Below are 16,138 nucleotides of genomic sequence, written 5' to 3'. Positions count from 1 at the left end.
AGAATTCCACCGGTCAACTTCCTCCCGCTTTGGTGCGACCATGAACGGATGAACGTCCCTCCAGCCGCGGTGCACGGCCCGCTGCTTCTCGTCGAGGACGACGCGGACCTCGCCGACATGCTGGTCGAGCTCTTCAGCGGGGCCGGGTACCGGATCGACCTGGCCCGGGACGGCCAGCAGGGCCTGCACCTGGCCCTGCGCGGCCGGTACCAGGTGATCATGCTCGACCGACGGCTGCCGGTGATCGACGGCGTCGACCTGCTCATCCGGCTGCGGCGCCGCGCGATCGCCGCCCGGGTGCTCATGCTCAGCGCACTGGCCGAACCCGACGAGCGGATCCGGGGCCTGGACGCGGGCGCCGACGACTACCTGCCGAAGCCCTTCGAGGTGACGGAGCTGATGGCCCGGGTGCGGGCGCTGACCCGCCGCCGCTTCGACGGGGCCGAGCTGATCCCCATCGGGGCCGGGCAGCTCGACCTGGCCCAGCGCGGGGTGCGGCTGCCCGACGGCCGGGAGGTGGCGCTCAGCGGGCGGGAGTTCGAGCTGATCCGGCTGCTCGCCACGCAACCCCGGATGGTGCACAGCCGCAGCCAGCTACGCGGGCGGGTCTTCGGTATCGACCGGACCGAGGCGGTGGTCGACACGTACGTGCACTACCTGCGGCGCAAGCTCGGCGACGGGGTGGTCCGTACCGTGCACGGGCTCGGCTACCAGATCGGCGCGCTCTGAGCAGTCCGCCCGGGACCGGCATGGTCCCGGGCGGCCGACGGCTCAGCGACCCGGGAACCGGGCCGGACGCTTCTCCAGGAAGGCGGCCATGCCCTCCCGCTGGTCCTCGGTGGCGAACAGGGCATGGAAGGCCCGCCGCTCGAACAGCACCCCGGCGCTCACGCCGACCTCCTCGGCCTGCCGGACCGCCTCCCGGGCCAGCAGCGTCGCCAGCTTGGGGTGCCCGGCCACGACCGCCGCCGCGGCCTGGGCCTCCGCCAGCAGCCGCTGCGCCGGCACCACCCGCGACACCAGGCCGAACCGTTCCGCCTCCGCCGCGTCGAGCTGCCGGCCGGTGAGGACCATGTCCATGGCCCGGGCCGCGCCGACCAGCCGGGTCAGCCGCTGCGTGCCGCCGATGCCGGGCATCACCCCCAGCCGCAGCTCCGGCTGCCCGAACCGGGCGTTGTCCGCCGCGAAGACCAGGTCGCACATCATCGCCAGCTCGCAGCCGCCGCCGAGCGCGTACCCGGCCACCGCCGCGATCTTCGGGGTACGCAGCGCGGCGAACGCGTCCCAGCCCGCGAAGTGATCCTCCAGCGCCACGTCCAGGAAGGACTTGCCCGCCATCTCCCTGATGTCCGCGCCGGCGGCGAAGACCTGCTCCGATCCGGTGATCACGAAGCAGCCCACGCCCGGATCGCGGTCCAGTGGCCGCAGCGCCTCGACCAGTTCCGTCATCAGCGCCGTGTCCAGCGCGTTGCGCACCTCGGGCCGGCACAGCCGCACCGTGACCACCCGGTCGTCCTTCTCGATGGTGATCCGCATCGTCGCCTCCATGTCGTCAGGAATCCCAGATCGCGCCGTACGCGGGCACGCCGCGCTCCTCCATGCCCCGCACCACCTGCCAGGTCAGCGCCCGGTTCGAGATGCAGATGACCGCCTCGGCGTCGAACTGGCGGTACGCCTGCCAGGCCAGCCGCAGCATGTCGGGCTTGCCGTCGTGGGCGGTGTCCCACAGCAGCGCGTCGGGCTGGTGGGCGAGGATCTCCTCGACCAGGTCGTCGCCGAAGGTCTCCCGGTGCCGGCGGGCCACCCAGACGAGGCGGGCCGGCACCTGCTCGGCCAGCAGGTGCGGTAGCACCGGGCCGATGCCGCTGCCGGTGGCCACGTACACCACCCGCCGGAACAGGGTCTCGATGTTCGCCACCCCGGCCGTGCTGATCCCCTTCACCCAGACCCGGTCCGGCGCGTCGTCGATGAACCGCCCGGTCCAGTCGCCGGCGCGGGAGACGGTCAGCCGGAAGCCGGTGCGCCCGGGTGCCGGCACGTTCGCGAAGGAGTGCCACTCCCACAGGGGGTTGCGGCTGATCGCGGTGGACGAGCCGGGGAACGGCGTCACCCCGTGGTCGAAGTGGACCAGCGCCACGTGCGACGAGGGACGCCCGATCACGACGGGCACCCGGCGCAGCCGTAGCCAGGGCAGGGCGATGCTGGCGGTCAGCACCGCGAGCACCCAGCCCTGTGGCGAGGTGGCCAGCGCGGCCGGTCCGCCGGCCAGGAAGCCGGCCTGCGCCCACAGCAGCAGCAGGGCCGCCCAGCCGCCGAGGCGGTGGGTGCGTTCGAACAGGTCGTGCCGGCGGGACCGCACCGGCGGCAGGGCGGTGCCGACGACCGCCAGCAGCAGGCCGGCGGCGGCGTACCCGGTGACCAGCGCCCCCGTCCCGCCGGGGCCGCCCCCGGCGGTCAGCGCGCCGAGCTGCCCCAGGTACCAGGCGGTCCCGGCCAGCGCCGCGCCGACGTGCAGCCCGCCGAAGTGGTAGACCTTGCCCAGCGTCCAGCGGACCCGCAGGGGCCAGTGGGTCGGCGCCCGGGTGGCCAGCCAGAAGAATAGGTTGATCACGTACTGCTGGCGCACCAGCACCGCCAGCGCGACGTTTGCCAGCGCTGCGGCGCCCAGGGCGTCGGGCGCGCCGGGCCCGCGCCACCAGCCGGCGCTGAGCCCGTAGAACAGCAGCGCGGCGTTGGTCGCGAGGACCGCCGCGACCAGGCGGTGGTGGTGCATGAACCGGGGGTGGGCGAGGATCCGGCGCAGCGTCGACACCGGGGCCGGCGGTGCGTCGTCGGGCGCGGTGGCTGCGACGGTACGTGGCGGCGGGGCCGGCTGCGGCCGGACGGGAGTGGTGGTCACGCCGCCGCCTCCTCGATGTGCGCCCACTGCCACCGCAGGTCCAAAGCGAGTCGGTGTAGCGCGTCCCGGTCGATTTTGCCCCGGCCGGTCATCGGCAGCTCCGGCAGCGGATGCACGGCCGCCGGCACGTAGTAGTAGGGCAGCGCGGCGGCCACCGCGTCCCGGCACCGCTGGGGGTCCAGTTCCGCCGGGGCGACGAAGGAGACGAGGTCGCGGTCGGTCAGCTTGAGCGTGACCGCGCGCCGGCAGCCCGGCACCGCCTCCAACACGGTGGAGACCGCGTCCAGCTCGACCCGGAAGCCCCGGACCTTCACCTGGTCGTCGGTGCGGCCCAGGTGCTCCAGCTCCCCGTCGGCGCTCCAGCGGCCCCGGTCGCGGGTGCGGAACATCAGCCGGCCGCCGCCCAGGAACGGGTCCGGGGCGTACCGTTCTGCGTTGAGCGCGTCGTTGTCGAGGTAGCCGGCGGAGACGCAGCCGCCGCCGGCCCACATCTCGCCGACCTCGCCGATGCGGCAGGGCCGACCGTCGGCGTCGAGGACGTAGACGGTGTTGTTCGGCGTCGGCCGGCCGATGGTGAGCGCCGCGCCGGGCCGGTGGCGGTGCATGGTGTTGACGATGGTGGTCTCGGTCGGCCCGCAGCAGTTGTAGAAGGTGCGTCCGACGGCCCACCGGTCGGCCAGCGGGCGCGGGCAGGGCTCGCCCGCCACCGCGACCACGCGGACCCGGTCGCACCGGGCCAGGTCGATCCGCCCGAGCACCGACGGGGTGGCGATCACCACGTCGGCGCGCGCGGCGGTTGCGGTGAGGTCGCGGTCGCGTACGAGCAGGGTGCCGCCGTTGGCGAGGCAGCCGAGGATCTCCCAGGCCGCCATGTCGAAGGCGACGTTGAGCAACTGGGCGACCCGCCGGCCCGGCCGGATCCCCAGGTTGCCCGGGGCGGTGAGCAGGATGTTGGCCACGTTGCCGTGGGTCACGGTGACGCCGTTCGGCGTGCCGGTGGTGCCGGAGGTGAACAGGACGTAGCACCCGTCGTCGGCCCGCACCGGGCGGTCCGGGACTCCGGCGGTCATGTGCTGGCCCGGCGGCAGCGGCTCCGCCATCATCTCGTCGACCGCGAGCCGCGCGACGCCGGGCAGCGCCGGCACCGCGTCCAGGGTCGCGGACGTGGTCAGCACCGCCCGGCACCGGGCGGTCGACGCGACCTGCCGCAACTGCCCGGCAGGGGCGATCCGGACGTCCTGCGGGACGTAGGCCGCCCCGGCCTTCAGCGTCGCCAGGATTGCCACCAGCATCGGGATGGACCGGCTGGTGAAGACGCCCACGGTGTCCCCGGTCCGTACGCCGAGGGCCGCGAGCCGGGCGGCGAGCCGGTTGGCCTGGCGGTCCAGCTCGCGGTAGCCGATCCGCACCCCGAGGTGCTCGGCCGCGACGGCGTCCGGGGTGGCGGCGGCCCAGCGCTCGAACGCCTGGTGGATGCGCAGATCGGGTACGGGCACCACCGGTCCCTGGCCGAACCGGTGGAACAGATGCCGCTCGCGCGGTGGAAGGTGGTCCAGCAGGGGGCCTTGCCAGCCGTCCGGCTCGGCCGCAAGGGTGCTGACCGGACGCGCCGTCGTGTCGTCGATTGTGCCGGATTGTCGTACGGACATGGGGTGCTCCTGTTCTGATCGGCCGCCCTGCGCGGCGATCAGCATCGATGGTGGACAATTTGAATGGGAAATGTCTTAGATTCCGCGCGGCGACCAGGGTTTACGACCCTGCCGAAACTTGCCGTCGAATTGCGAGACGCCATCTCTCTCTACGCCGCACCGGGGCTAGCCTGGGGCGACACCGTCAGCCGCAGGAGACACCATGATGATCCGGGTTCCGCGAGGCTCTGGATTGTCCGCAGACCCCCTTCTGACGGGCCGCCCCGCCGCCGGACACCCGGCGGCGCGGGCCACCCCGCCGTCGATCGCCCGGCCAGCGGCATGGCCCGCGTCGGGACACCGACCCGTGTACCCGTCTCACGCGGCTGCGCCTGGCGAGCGCGGTCCCCGTCCAGATCGGACCGGCGGTGGCTGGGCGAGCACGCGGCGAACACGAGCAGCCAAACCATGAGGACGACCTCACCGACGAACGTGACCGCGGCGACCTGGAACGGGTAGGCGGCAGGGACCAGCGCGCCGATCGAGTCGGCGAGGTAGCCCGCACCGGCGATCGCCACGAGCACCGCCACCCAGGTCGGCACGGCGTCAGACCGCCACGCCAGCCACCCGATCATCAGCAGGTGGACGCCGAACAGGATCAGGCCCAGGCTCCAGATCTCCTGGAAATCGGCAATCCGCCGACGAATCCCCAGACCGTCAGCCAGCCCTGCCGGCCGAGGGCCAGGCAGAACGGCACGCGCTCGTCGACGGGGTCTTCGCGGAGATCGAGCTGCCCGGGGAGGGCGACGACTGGCGCGCCGAGGTGCGCCGACGTTGCCTCTCGACCCGCACGGTTCTCGCGCGGCACCCCTGGGCGCTGGCCCTGGTCGAAACCCGGACCAGCCCCGGGCCGGCCACCCTGCGCCATCACGACGCCATGCTGGGCGTACTGCGGGCCGGTGGCTTCTCGCTGCCGATGACGGCGCACGCGTACGCGATCATCGACGCGTACGTCTTCGCCTTCGTGTTGCAGGAGGCGTCGTTGCCGTTCGACGGCGCGGACTCCGCCAACGCGGTCACCGATTCGATCATGGAGGGTTTCGCGGCGGGCGACTATCCGCATCTGGTCGAGTTCACCACGCAGCATGTCCAGCAGCCCGGCTACCACGTCGGCGGGCAGTTCGAGTTCGGCCTCGACCTGATCCTCGACGCGTTGACGGTGCACGTCGACAACGCGCGCCCGTCGTGAGTCCCACTGCCGGGCCCGGTGGCCGGACTGAACGACCGACCGCTGACAGCGGTGGGTGTCGGACGGGCCGGCGCGGTCGTGCGGGCAACGCCTCGCGCAGCACCTCGATCAGGCGGCGGTCCCTGGGCACCCGCAGGGTCGCCCCGGTGCGGGCCAGGTGCGCCTCGAACCGAGGCCGGGTCGTTCAACCAGGACATGACCGCCGGGCGCGGCTACCTGGTGGTCGCGGCCGTGATCCCCGACGCCTGGCGACTCGGCCGCACCCTGGTCGGCTGCGTCGTCTTCGGCCTGGCCGACGCGATGCGGCTGGCGCTGCCGGCGCTCGGGGTCACCATGAACCCGCAGCTACTGATCGCCGCGCCGTACCTGCCGGCCCTGCTGGCGATGCTGGTGTTCGCCACCGCGCATCGCGAGGCCCGCGCGCTGGCCCAGCCGTCCCAGGGCGGCACCACCTTGACGGGCGCGACGAGTTGGCGGAGTCGGCCGAGCTGACGGGTTGCGCGTGTTCGGCGCGTTTCGTACGAGCGGGACCGGGCGGCCCGGGATGTCAGACCGTCTGCTGACGGTGGCATCCCGGGCGCCCGGTCGATCGCGGCGTCAGATCCGGCTCCACCGCTGGTTCGCGGCGGTATGGCAGGTCCAGACGAGCACGGTGGTGCCATTGGTCGTACCGGCGTTGTTGACGTCCAGGCAGAGTGAGGGGAACCGCACGCTGCTGATGGTGCCGTTGCCGTTGAAGGTCCACTGCTGGTTGGTGCCCCCGTTGCAGTCCCAGATCTGCACCCGCGTACCGGCGGTGGCGTTCGTGGGAAGGTTCAGGCACTTGCCCATGAGCTGGAGAGCCTGGCCGGACTGGGTGAACTGCTGGTTGGCGCCGGTGTGGCAGTCCCAGATCAGCATCCCCGTGCCGTTGGCCGTGTTGCTGTTGTCGAGGTCCAGGCATCGGCCGCTGGACTCGCTGCGGAGCCGGAACGTGGTGGGCGGTGGCGGCGTGGTGGGCGGCGTGGTGCCGCCGCCGCTGACCCGGTAGACGACCGTGCCGTGGGCCGGGACGCTGGCGGAGATGGTGCCCGTGGTGGTGGAGGTGCCGTTGGTCCAGGCGTCGAGGAGGGTGAACGAGGTGCCGGACTTGCCGATCGCGGCGGCGGTGGTGGAGATGGTGGTGGTGGAGCTGCCCTGGTTGAACAGGGCGACGGCGATGTCGCCGTTGGCGAGTCGTTTGGCGAGCACGCGGCGGGTTCCGTCGTTGGAGATCTGGGTGGCCTGCAGGCCGAGGGTGTCCTGGTTGATGGCGATGAGGTTGGCGTTCTTGAGGATGGTCTGGGTGGCGCTGTTCATGCTGCGCAGGTCGTTGCCGGCGATCAGGGGTGCGGCCATGATGGCCCACATCGCGAAGTGGCTGCGCATCTCGGTGTCGTTCATGCCGCCGCGGCCGACTTCCATCATGTCAGGGTCGTTGAACGAACCCGGACGTGCGTAACCGGCCAGTGGCACGTTGACGTTGATGATGTTCTGGATGCCCATGGGGTAGCCGTTGGTCTGGCCGGTGTCCCAGGCGTTGGTGATGTCCTCGGTGGTGCGCCAGATGTTGGCGACGTCGCCCCAGTTGCGCATGGGGCCGGTCTTTTCGTGGATGCTGTTGGGGTTGATGCTGTAGAGGATGGGGCGGCCGGTGGCGGCGAGGGCATCGCGCATGATGGCGAACCGGTTGACCTGTTCGTTGATGGTGCCGGTGGGAGAGCACCAGTCGTACTTGAGGTAGTCGACCCCCCAGGCGGCGAACTGGCGGGCGTCCTGGGCCTCGTGACCCATGGCGCCAGTGGCTCCGGGGTAGGAGCCGAAGTACTGGGCGCAGGTCTTGTCCAGGGGCGCCTGGTAGATGCCGAACTTGAGGCCACGGGCGTGGATGTAGTCACCCAGGGCCTTCATGCCGCTGGGGAACCGAGTCGGATCGGCCTGGAGGTTGCCCGCCGAGTCACGGTTGGGGTTCATCCAGCAGTCGTCGACGACGACGTACTGGTAGCCGGCGTCTCGCATGCCGGAGCTGACCATGGCGTCGGCCATCTGCCGGATAAGTGCCTCGTTGATGTTGCAGAAGAACGTATTCCAGCTGTTCCAGCCCATCGGCGGGGTGCGGGCGACCCCGTTCTCCAGCGCCTGGGCCGCTCTCGGTGCGGCGACTGTGTCGACGACAGCCACTCCGGCTGCTCCCAGTAGTGCGACGCTCAGGGCGGCCAACCATCTGGTACGTGCGCGCATTGACTCTCCATCTTTCCGGACGGCGGATGTCGTTGTGTTGCCAGTCAATCGATGTCAATTGGCGGGCAAGGGACGGTGCGCTGGCGACATCGAGGTGGCGGCTACCTGCGATTACGGGACGGGAAGGTGAGCCCTGGTCCCATTGCTGCGATAGGCCCGGATATCCGCGCTCGACGCTGCAATACGCATTGCTCCGGGTTCCGCAGGGGATCCCGGTGAGCTGGTTGGAGCGGCCCGGTAGCTCCTCGGGAAAGTTATCATGTTATCGCTCACACGGGCAAGCAAAGAGCTGTCACCGATCGTCGGTCGCCAATAGGTCACTACTGCGGGCGTCTCCTGCCCGCAGTCAGCTCACGGCGTCCGATCTCACCACCCGCACCTCGCCGGCCGGCAGGTGCAACTCCCCGCCGACGGATTCCTCCATCCGGGCCCGCGTGTGGGCCAACGGCGGCCCGATGCCCGCGCTGGTGACCGCCGGGTGGCTGGACACGAAGCCCGGCGCCAGCTCGATCAGTGTCAGGCCATTCTCCCGGGCCAGCACGTCTGGTGTTGCCCCGGGCACCGAACATCATCGTGCCGGGACAGAGCGTGCTGACCTCGACGCCCGTGCCGCCGAGCCTGCCTAGCGCACGATGTCATCGTCCTCCCGCTGGTGTGTGTCGACCACGCTGGCAGGCCGGCCCGGCCCCGGGCACTGCTGTCCCGCCGGGTCGAATCGGTCCGGCCGGGTTCGTGTCTGCGGCACGTCGCCGCCTGCCCGGGGAACGAATAGGCTGGTGGCAATGTGATGGACGCGGCCAGCTCGGCCTGCTCCAGCCGTTCGCGCACATCGGCACCGTCATCGAGATCTCCCACGACCAGCAGGTGTTCGACACCGTACGGCGGCTGTGGGGGAACTGACCGCAGCCCGCACCCGGGCCGCGGTGCTGCGCTACCTGTCCGCGTTGAACAACCGCGATGCCGATGCCGTCGCCGCCTGCGTCAGCGTCGGCTTCGTCAACGAGCACACCGCCGGGCTCGGGCGGGGGGTGGTCGGCCGGGCCGGCTACCGGGAGCGGCTCGACGGCTTCCTGGCCGAGTTCGCCGACCTCCACTACGAGGTGGAGGAACTGCTGGTCGACGGGGACCGGGCCGCGCTGGCGTACCGGATGTCCTTCCGGCTGGTCTCCGCCGGGCGGGCCCCGGTGCGCGTGCGCGGGATGTTCCGGTTCCGGGTCGACGCCGACGCGCGGCCAACCTGCTGCGCTTCGACACGGCCACCGCCACGTACACACTGGGTCCGCCCGTGGCCAACCGATCGGGTGACCGAGCGGCCGGCCGGGCCGGCGCAAGTCCCTCCTGCCCGGCGGCACCGTCAGCTGGCTCCGCCGTGCCACCGGACCTCCAGGCGGTCCGGCTCCAGGTGGAGCACCTCCATGACCCGCCGGTCACCCGACCCGGCGTGGACGTGGACCGGCCCCCGTGGCTCCTCCTGGTGCCAGCGGCCGGGCCGGGCCTCGTTGGCGTCGCCGCGCCCGATGGGCAGGTCGATGAAGGTCCCGTCCGGGCGGAACTCGAGGCCGGCCCGCCCCCTGGCCGGCGGGAAGGGATGCCCGGACGGTCGGTAGACCTGGACCCCCTCGTGGTCCTCCTCGAAGGAGTGCAGCCAGCGACGGCTCAGTCGGTCGGGCGTGTCCGGCATCGGTCCGCTTCCTGTCCTTGGTCGGTCGTCACGTCGCCGTCGTCACCAGCGCCGGCACCGGCTGCGTCGGGGACGGCTGGGCCGCCGACCCCGGTCCGAGTGGCACCCCGAGGGACTCGTACTCCAGGGGCGACGGCAGCCACCGCACGCCATCCCACCACTTGTGGTGCAGCGCAGCGTCCGGGCCGGTGACGAACACGTCGAGCCGGTCCGGCCCGCAGGCGACGACCTCGGGATCGCCCGTGCAGACGCCGCCCAGGCGTTGGTAGCCGGTGGTGGTCGGCCACCAGGCCGTGCCATCCCACCACTTGTGGTAGAGCGCGGCGTCCGGGCCGGTGACGAACACGTCGAGCCGGCTCGGCCCCCGGGCGACGACCTGCGGGCTGCTCGTGCAGATCCCGCCGAGGTAGTCGTAGCCGGTGGCGCTCGGTCGCCAGGCCGTGCCGTCCCACCACTTGTGGTAGAGCGCGGAGTCCGCCCCGACGACGAACACGTCCAGCCGGTTCATGCTCGCGGCGACGGCCGCCGGCTGACCGACGCATATCCCGCCCAGGTGGTCCCAGTCCGGGCCGGTGGGGCACCACTGCCCGCCGTCCCACCACTTGTGGTGCAGCGCGGAGTCCGCGCCGACGACGAACACGTCCAGCCTGCTCGGTGCCCGGGAGACGACCTGCGGTTCGCTGGCGCAGATCCCGCCGAGGTGGTCGTAGCCGGTGGTGCTGGGCCGCCAGGCGGTGCCGTCCCACCACTTGTGGTAGACGGCCCGGTCGAAGCCACGCACGAGGACGTCGAGCCGGTCCGGGCCCCAGGTGGCGACCCGGGGATCGCCCAGACACACCCCGCCCAGGCTCTCGTAGCCGGCGGGGGACGGCTGCCAGCCGGCACCGTCCCACCACTTGTGCAACAGCGCCCGGTTGGTGCCGCGGACGAACACGTCGAGGCGATCGGGACCCCAGGTGGCGACCTGCGGTTCGCCGAGGCAGACCCCGCCCAGGTGTTCCCACTGCGCGCCCGAGGGCTGCCATCCGGTGCCGTCGGACCACCTGCGGTGCAGCGCCGAGTCGGTGCCCCGGCGGACGACGTCGATCCGTCCGGCGCCCCGGCTGACCACCGGGGCCGCCGGCTGCGGCGTGGCGGCGGTGGCCAGCAGCGAGGAGCGGGCGGTCTGGAGGCAGGCCTGCATCCGGGCCACCTGCCCCTTGGTGAACATGAACATGGCCGCGTCGTCGACGTAGTCCATGTAGTTGACGAACAGGTCCCCGTTGGGCGCGTTGTCGCAGCTCAGGCTCGGGAAGCTCGGTTTGCCGTGGTTGGGGCCGGCCTGGTTGGGGGTGTCGCCCACCTCGTCGGTGCCGCCGCAGCCGGTGCCGTCGTCGCCCCAGATGTGGAACAGGTTGAGATAGTGGCCGACCTCGTGGGTGGCGGTGCGGCCGAGGTTGAACGGCGCGGCGGCGGTGCCGTGGGTGCCGAAGGCGGTGTAGGTGATCACCACTCCGTCGGTCTGCGGCGGCCCGCCGGGGAACTGCGCGTAGCCGAGCAGGCCGTCGCGCAGCTGACCGACCCACAGGTTGAGGTACCGCGCCGCCGGCCACGGGTCGACGCCTCCGGTCGCCGCCGACTTGATGCCGTCGTCGTCGGGGGAGAACTGCGCCACGCTGGTGGGCGTGCGGGTGATGCCCGTGGTGGGTTTGCCGTCCGGACCGGCCGTGGCGAGGTGGAACTCGATCTGGGCGTCTCCCACCAAATCGCAGAACGGGGCCGGAACCGCCCCGACGTCGCTGTTGGCCGCCCGGTAGTCGGCGTTGAGCACGGCGAGCTGCGAGTGGATCTGATCGTCGGAGATGTTCTGCCGGTCGTCCTGATAGACCACGTGCACGACGACCGGGATGCGCACGACGTCGGGGAACCGCGTGCCGGCCCGGCCCGACATCGCCAGGCGGGTGCTGTTCTCGATCGCGCCCCGGGCCCGGGCGTAGTCCTGGTTCTGGTTGAGCAGCCTGCGGTGCACGGGCATCGTGGCGCACCAGTGCCGCGGGGGCCCGGGGGCACCGTTCCCGGTCGGGGCGGCGTCACCACCCCCGCCGGCCATCCCGGCCATCCCGGCCATCCCGGTCGTTCCGGCTGTTCCGGGTCGCATGCCCCCGCCCGTCCTGCCGTCCCCGGTCGGTCCCGGTGCGGCGTTCATGAGAAACGGGCCGGTGGCACCGCTCGTCGCGACGACCGGCATCCCCACTGCTCCGGGCGTCCCCATCGGAACCGGTCGGCCGCCCGGCAGACTCCCGTCGCCCATCGGGTTCATTTCCCCGCTCGCCATTCCTCCCCCTCCGACTGCTGTGGATCGCCCCTCGAAAACAGATGTTAGGGCGGCGGCGACAAGCGCGACGGAGTTTGGCTATACGTGCCGTAGGAACGGATGCGGACGGCCTGTGTCGTGCCGGAAAAGCGGACGGAGAAACTTTCCCCGACCCTCGAACGCCAGATGGAACGGCCTGGTGCGGAGTGCGCACCAGACATGCAACGCGTGGACTAGGCTCAGACAGGGTGAATTCCTGCGGATGCCGCCGGCCGTTCTTCCGCCGCTTCGGGATTCGGCCGTCGTCGGCGACGAGCTGCCATAGTCTGAGCTTCGACTTGGGCGGGTCGGGTGAACTCCCTGCCCTGTCCGCAGCGCGGCTCGGAAATTGCCGGACGGAATAGCAGGGGGAGAAATGACGTACAGTGAAACGGCACGGGAACCCAAGCCGCCGGCTCGGTCGTCGCCTGCCTCTACGTCTACCAGGACTTCTGCGCCTACCGCAGGGGTGTACCGGCAGACCGGCGGCGAGCTGGCCGGCGGCCACTGCGTCACGCTGATCGGCTACGACGACGTCCAGGGCTGCTGGATCGGCAGGAACCCCTGGGGCGCCGGCTGGGGCGACCAGGGCTTCTCTAAGATCGCCTACGGAGAGTGCGGCATCGAGGACTTCCAGCGAGGTGCAGGGGGTGCGGCTCTATCAACTCGCGCAGGTTGGGGCACGCCAGTCCTACGCGGGCTAGCCTGCCGTTGGTGAGGAGGCGCGACATGGCGCTCGTAGAAGTGGGCGACCGGGACCGGGCGGTCACGCTCACCGCCGGTGACGTCGCCGTGGTGCGGTTGCCGGAGAACCCGACAACCGGCTTCGCCTGGTCGATCTCGGTCAGCGAGCCGGCGCTGCTGACGGTCGAATCGTCCCGGTTGCGCCGCGACGGCCCGCCGATGCCGGGCGGCGGCGGCGAACGCGAGTTCCGCCTGCGCAGCCAGGCTGGTTCGCCGGGCAGGGTCCAGGTGACGCTGGCCCGGTCCCGCCCGTGGGAGTCGTCGCCGCTGGAGGAGCGGACGCTGGAGGTGCGCATCGAGTGACGGCGGATCCAACCGGGGCGCAGCCGTCCCGGCCGGACCCCGGCCAGTCGGGCGGGCGCGCGACGGTGGGCGGATTGAACACGACCGGCACACCGGGGGAGTACAGCACGCTCACCGGTGCCCCGGTGGGGGCGGGCAGCCCAGCGGCGGCGACCAACTCGTCGTCCAGGTGCAGCAGCTCCGCCCGGTGCAGCGGCCAGCGGGGATGCCAGTTCGGCAGGTGCAGCGTGCGCCCGTACGCCCGGGTGTGCAGCCCCCAGCGGGATTGTGTTCCAGCGGGGTCGGGTCGGCGACCGGCTCGCCGACCCGGACCACCATGCGGCTCATCGCGCCGGCCGGGCCGGGCCAGCGGCGCCGGCAGCGGTAGGTGCAGGTGTCGGGGCGGGTGCCGGCGGGCAGCAGCGGCGCGACGAGCTCCGGCGCGACCGCCCAGTGCAGGAAGGTGAGGTCCTCCCAGCGCTGCCGCAGGGCCGCCCGGCGCAACGCCCGCGGGGGCGGGATCGACCGGCTCGATGTGCACGCCCCCATCCTCGCCGACCCTTCCATTCCATCCTCCTAGGATGCTTTGTGGGTCGTGCCGCCCCGCACGGCAGCGCGGGTGTGGCGGACGGTTCACCGGTCCACGGGCTCGGCGAACGTCTCGTGCAGCACGGAGACCAGGCGGGGGTTCGTCCAGTACGCCGAGTGCGTGTAGAGCTGGTCGGAGAGCAGATGCTCCACCCGCACGTCCCTCGGCGCGGAGCCGTCCGCCCAGCGGAACAGCCGGCTCGCGACGAAGCCCAGCGGATCCAGCGGATGCCACAGGTTCGCCCAGCGACCCAGTGAGTCCGGCAGCAGCACCGGCCCGCTCCCGTCGTACGGGGCGAGCTGACCGCCGCGCGGGTCGAACAGGTGGAACAGCGGCCACTGACAGCCGAAGGTGACCAGGCCCGCCGTGCGTACCGGGTCCTCGCCGGTGGCCAGGTCCAGCGCGATGACCGCGCCGAGGCTGTGGCCGATCAGGTGGACGGGCTGCTTTCGCCCGGCGCGCTCCCCGGCGACGGCGGCGATCTGCTCGCGGATGCGGGCCCGGATCCGCTCGCCGTGCCGCTGGTAGACCAGTACGTCGCCGAGGGTCAGGGCGACGTACTGGGCGCGGGCGATCCGCGCCCAGGTGTAGAAGCGCTCGCCGGCCGCCCCGACGGCCGCGCCGGCCACCCGATCCAGCTCGGGCAGGCGGCGGCGGATGGCCAGACGGATCGCCCCCGGGTCGCGTACCTCGTGCCCGGCGTCTCGTGCGGTGTCCAGCGCCGCCGCGGCGAGCGCGGCGCCCACCTCGCCGAGCAGCGTCGGATCGTCGGCGTGCCGCAGCCACCGGGTTCGCGGCCAGGCCTCGGCGATCGCGGCCAGCGCCTCCTCGGTGACCTCCGGCGCCGCGCCCCGCGACTCGATCGGTGAAGGGTCCAGCGTCTGCCGGGCCCGGGCCCGGACCAGCTCCAGGCGCTGTGCGGGGGTCAACGGGACCGGGCCGGCCAGCCCCAGCGCCGCGTCCCGCCCGGCGGGCGGGGCTGCACCGTCGCGGACATCCCAGGTCTGCCCCGGGCCGGGCGGGATGGCCAGGTCCACCCCGAGCGTGGACGAGCCGAGGTCACCCCAGTAGACGGAGTGCATCGGCCACCGGTCGAGGGCGGCGGCGCTGAGCTCCGCCACCCGCCCGGCGACCGCCGCCGGGTCGCGGTTGGCGATGCCGTGGATCACGAAGACGGGTCGTTCGTCGCTCACGTGCCTGCTCCCCTGAGGATGGTCGCCTGTGGATCCCCGTACACGGCGTAGGCCAGCCCGGTCGGGTCACCCGGATCGGCCAGCAGTTCCCGGCGCGCGGCGAACGACGCGGCGGCCAGCGGCGCGCCGCCGCGCAGCTCCGCATAGAACCGGTCGGCGTAGCGACGGGCCGACTCGGTGCGCAGGGCCCATGTGGAGCCGACGAAAGCGCCGGCCCCGGCGCGCACGAACTCGTTGGCCCAGCCCCCCATGAGGGTGTCGTACGCGCCGCCGTCGACGCTGCGGCAGGCATTGAAGAACACCAGCGGGCAGCGGGCTCGCAGGCTGCCCCGGGCGGCGGCGCGCCCCAGCGCGACCGGGTGGAACCGGCCGTCGTCCATCGCCACGCCGCCGTCGGAGTCCGCGCCGGGATGCTCCTGGTGGCAGGCGAGGTGCAGCAGGCCGAAGTCGCCCCGCTCGATCCGCCGGACCAGCTCCGCCACGGTCGTGACCAGGGCGCCGGGGGCGCCGAGGCCGGCGTTGACCCCCCGGACCTCGGCCCTGGCGCCGGTCGGCGGGTTCCGACCGTGCACGAAGACCGCGTCGGTCAGCGACAGCGACCGGGCGGGGGAGTGGGTGCCGGTCTGCCGCATGACCGCCAGCCGCTCGGCGGGGAACTCGTCCCAGGTGGGGGGCAGCAGCAACTCCCACGGCAGCTCACTGACGTCGCTACAGATCGTCAGGCCGGTGGCCGTGGCCAGGCGGGCCTCGACCTCGCGGCCGATCTCCGGCGGCATCGCCCGCCACAGCAGCGAGCCGTACCCGGCGAGCTCGCCCCGGACGACGGCGGATTGCCCGCCGGTGCCCCGGGCCGCCGCGTTGACGGTGCGCAGCAGGTCCGCGAGCAGTCCCCGGGGGATCGACTCGGCCGTGGCCGCCGGGCCGTCGCGGCCGACGAGCCGGAAGGCGTAGCCGTCGCGGCGGCGGTCTACCTGAAGCGTCACCTCGTCCGGCCGGGGGGTGAGGTGCTCGACGCGCGCCGCCAGCCGGTGCGGCTGCGCGTACGACGCGGAGTCGGTGACCAGGACCGTGCGGACGATCGCCGCGATCTGGCTGCCGCCACCGTCGAGGAAGGCCCGGACCGTGACCTCGTGCCGGCCCTCCTCGGCGGCGCTCAGCACGAACGCGACGCCGTCGGGGTCCGCACCGGGATAAACCCGTACGACGTGGACGGCGTCCGAGTCGATCGACAGCGTCTCCGAGGCGGCCGTGACCAGCACGTCCACCCCCCGCTCGGGAATGG

The 16,138-nt window shown here is 72.5% G+C and carries 16 protein-coding genes and 1 pseudogene; 7 read left to right on the top strand and 10 right to left on the bottom strand.

What is annotated here, in order from left to right; genetic code table 11:
* Window positions 1-48 precede the first annotated feature (48 nt).
* On the top strand, window positions 49-729 hold the full coding sequence (locus tag E1258_RS10435) for a response regulator transcription factor (RefSeq protein WP_132399096.1): 681 nt from the start codon (window positions 49-51) through the stop codon (window positions 727-729).
* 42 nt (window positions 730-771) lie between these two features.
* On the opposite strand, the gene E1258_RS10430 is transcribed toward E1258_RS10435, so the two are convergent.
* The 4 genes from E1258_RS10430 to E1258_RS35775 form a co-directional block, all read right to left on the bottom strand.
* The gene (locus E1258_RS10430) at window positions 772-1,536 is read right to left on the bottom strand and encodes an enoyl-CoA hydratase-related protein (RefSeq protein ID WP_132399094.1); all 765 of its coding nucleotides are present in this window, start codon (window positions 1,534-1,536) and stop codon (window positions 772-774) included.
* A 16-nt stretch (window positions 1,537-1,552) separates the two neighbouring features.
* Window positions 1,553-2,899 (bottom strand): hypothetical protein, encoded by a 1,347-nt coding sequence (locus E1258_RS10425; protein ID WP_207919498.1) that lies wholly within the window; start codon window positions 2,897-2,899, stop codon window positions 1,553-1,555.
* Complete coding sequence (locus tag E1258_RS10420; protein ID WP_243715322.1) at window positions 2,896-4,548, bottom strand: amino acid adenylation domain-containing protein; 1,653 nt, start codon at window positions 4,546-4,548, stop codon at window positions 2,896-2,898. Before E1258_RS10420 ends, E1258_RS10425 begins: the two co-directional genes overlap by 4 nt.
* Before the next feature lie 149 nt (window positions 4,549-4,697).
* Complete coding sequence (locus E1258_RS35775) at window positions 4,698-5,204, bottom strand: DUF4386 domain-containing protein (RefSeq protein ID WP_371688597.1); 507 nt, start codon at window positions 5,202-5,204, stop codon at window positions 4,698-4,700.
* Between the two features lie 50 nt (window positions 5,205-5,254).
* Here E1258_RS35775 and E1258_RS10410 point away from each other — a divergent pair, with 50 nt between their 5' ends.
* Window positions 5,255-5,776 (top strand): TetR/AcrR family transcriptional regulator C-terminal domain-containing protein, encoded by a 522-nt coding sequence (locus E1258_RS10410; RefSeq protein WP_371688596.1) that lies wholly within the window; start codon window positions 5,255-5,257, stop codon window positions 5,774-5,776.
* Window positions 5,777-5,971: 195 nt separating this feature from the next.
* Window positions 5,972-6,268, top strand: coding sequence for a hypothetical protein (locus tag E1258_RS10405; RefSeq protein ID WP_207919497.1), 297 nt, complete (start codon window positions 5,972-5,974; stop codon window positions 6,266-6,268).
* Window positions 6,269-6,373: 105 nt separating this feature from the next.
* On the opposite strand, the gene E1258_RS10400 is transcribed toward E1258_RS10405, so the two are convergent.
* Together E1258_RS10400 and E1258_RS10395 are read right to left on the bottom strand one after the other, a co-directional pair.
* Window positions 6,374-8,035 (bottom strand): ricin-type beta-trefoil lectin domain protein, encoded by a 1,662-nt coding sequence (locus E1258_RS10400; protein ID WP_132399092.1) that lies wholly within the window; start codon window positions 8,033-8,035, stop codon window positions 6,374-6,376.
* Window positions 8,036-8,381: 346 nt separating this feature from the next.
* Entirely contained in the window at window positions 8,382-8,597 is a 216-nt protein-coding gene (locus E1258_RS10395) for a hypothetical protein (RefSeq protein WP_132399090.1), read from the bottom strand.
* Between the two features lie 170 nt (window positions 8,598-8,767).
* Between E1258_RS10395 and E1258_RS33905 the strand changes: the two genes are divergently transcribed.
* A complete protein-coding gene (locus E1258_RS33905) occupies window positions 8,768-8,935 on the top strand; it encodes a hypothetical protein (RefSeq protein ID WP_207919496.1) in 168 nt (55 codons plus the stop codon).
* Window positions 8,923-9,642 carry a nuclear transport factor 2 family protein gene (locus E1258_RS34570; RefSeq protein ID WP_243715320.1) on the top strand — a complete coding sequence of 240 codons (720 nt, stop codon included), beginning with the start codon at window positions 8,923-8,925 and terminating at the stop codon, window positions 9,640-9,642. The genes E1258_RS33905 and E1258_RS34570 overlap by 13 nt, the downstream gene beginning before the upstream one ends.
* A 102-nt stretch (window positions 9,643-9,744) precedes the next feature.
* Here E1258_RS34570 and E1258_RS10380 read toward each other — a convergent pair whose 3' ends face one another.
* A complete protein-coding gene (locus E1258_RS10380) occupies window positions 9,745-11,853 on the bottom strand; it encodes a M43 family zinc metalloprotease (protein WP_305847269.1) in 2,109 nt (702 codons plus the stop codon).
* Between the two features lie 571 nt (window positions 11,854-12,424).
* Between E1258_RS10380 and E1258_RS35770 the strand changes: the two genes are divergently transcribed.
* Together E1258_RS35770 and E1258_RS10370 are read left to right on the top strand one after the other, a co-directional pair.
* Window positions 12,425-12,766, top strand: coding sequence for a C1 family peptidase (locus E1258_RS35770; protein ID WP_371688595.1), 342 nt, complete (start codon window positions 12,425-12,427; stop codon window positions 12,764-12,766).
* Between the two features lie 11 nt (window positions 12,767-12,777).
* Complete coding sequence (locus tag E1258_RS10370; RefSeq protein WP_132399086.1) at window positions 12,778-13,095, top strand: protease inhibitor I42 family protein; 318 nt, start codon at window positions 12,778-12,780, stop codon at window positions 13,093-13,095.
* A gap of 64 nt (window positions 13,096-13,159) precedes the next feature.
* On the opposite strand, the pseudogene E1258_RS35765 reads toward E1258_RS10370, so the two are convergent.
* From E1258_RS35765 to E1258_RS10355, 3 genes and pseudogenes are all read right to left on the bottom strand, one after another.
* A pseudogene (locus E1258_RS35765) lies at window positions 13,160-13,615 on the bottom strand (DUF2071 domain-containing protein); the annotation flags it as partial.
* A 92-nt stretch (window positions 13,616-13,707) separates the two neighbouring features.
* Window positions 13,708-14,856 carry a hypothetical protein gene (locus E1258_RS10360; RefSeq protein WP_132399084.1) on the bottom strand — a complete coding sequence of 383 codons (1,149 nt, stop codon included), beginning with the start codon at window positions 14,854-14,856 and terminating at the stop codon, window positions 13,708-13,710.
* Window positions 14,853-16,138: CHAT domain-containing protein (locus tag E1258_RS10355; protein WP_132399082.1), on the bottom strand; the 1,286-nt coding region annotated here is incomplete at its 5' end. The genes E1258_RS10355 and E1258_RS10360, both read right to left, overlap by 4 nt.

Source organism: Micromonospora sp. KC207 (assembly GCF_004348615.1).
GTDB lineage: Bacteria > Actinomycetota > Actinomycetes > Mycobacteriales > Micromonosporaceae > Micromonospora.
Note: the sequence above shows the minus strand (reverse complement) of the source record. Positions and strands in the feature narration are given on the sequence as shown.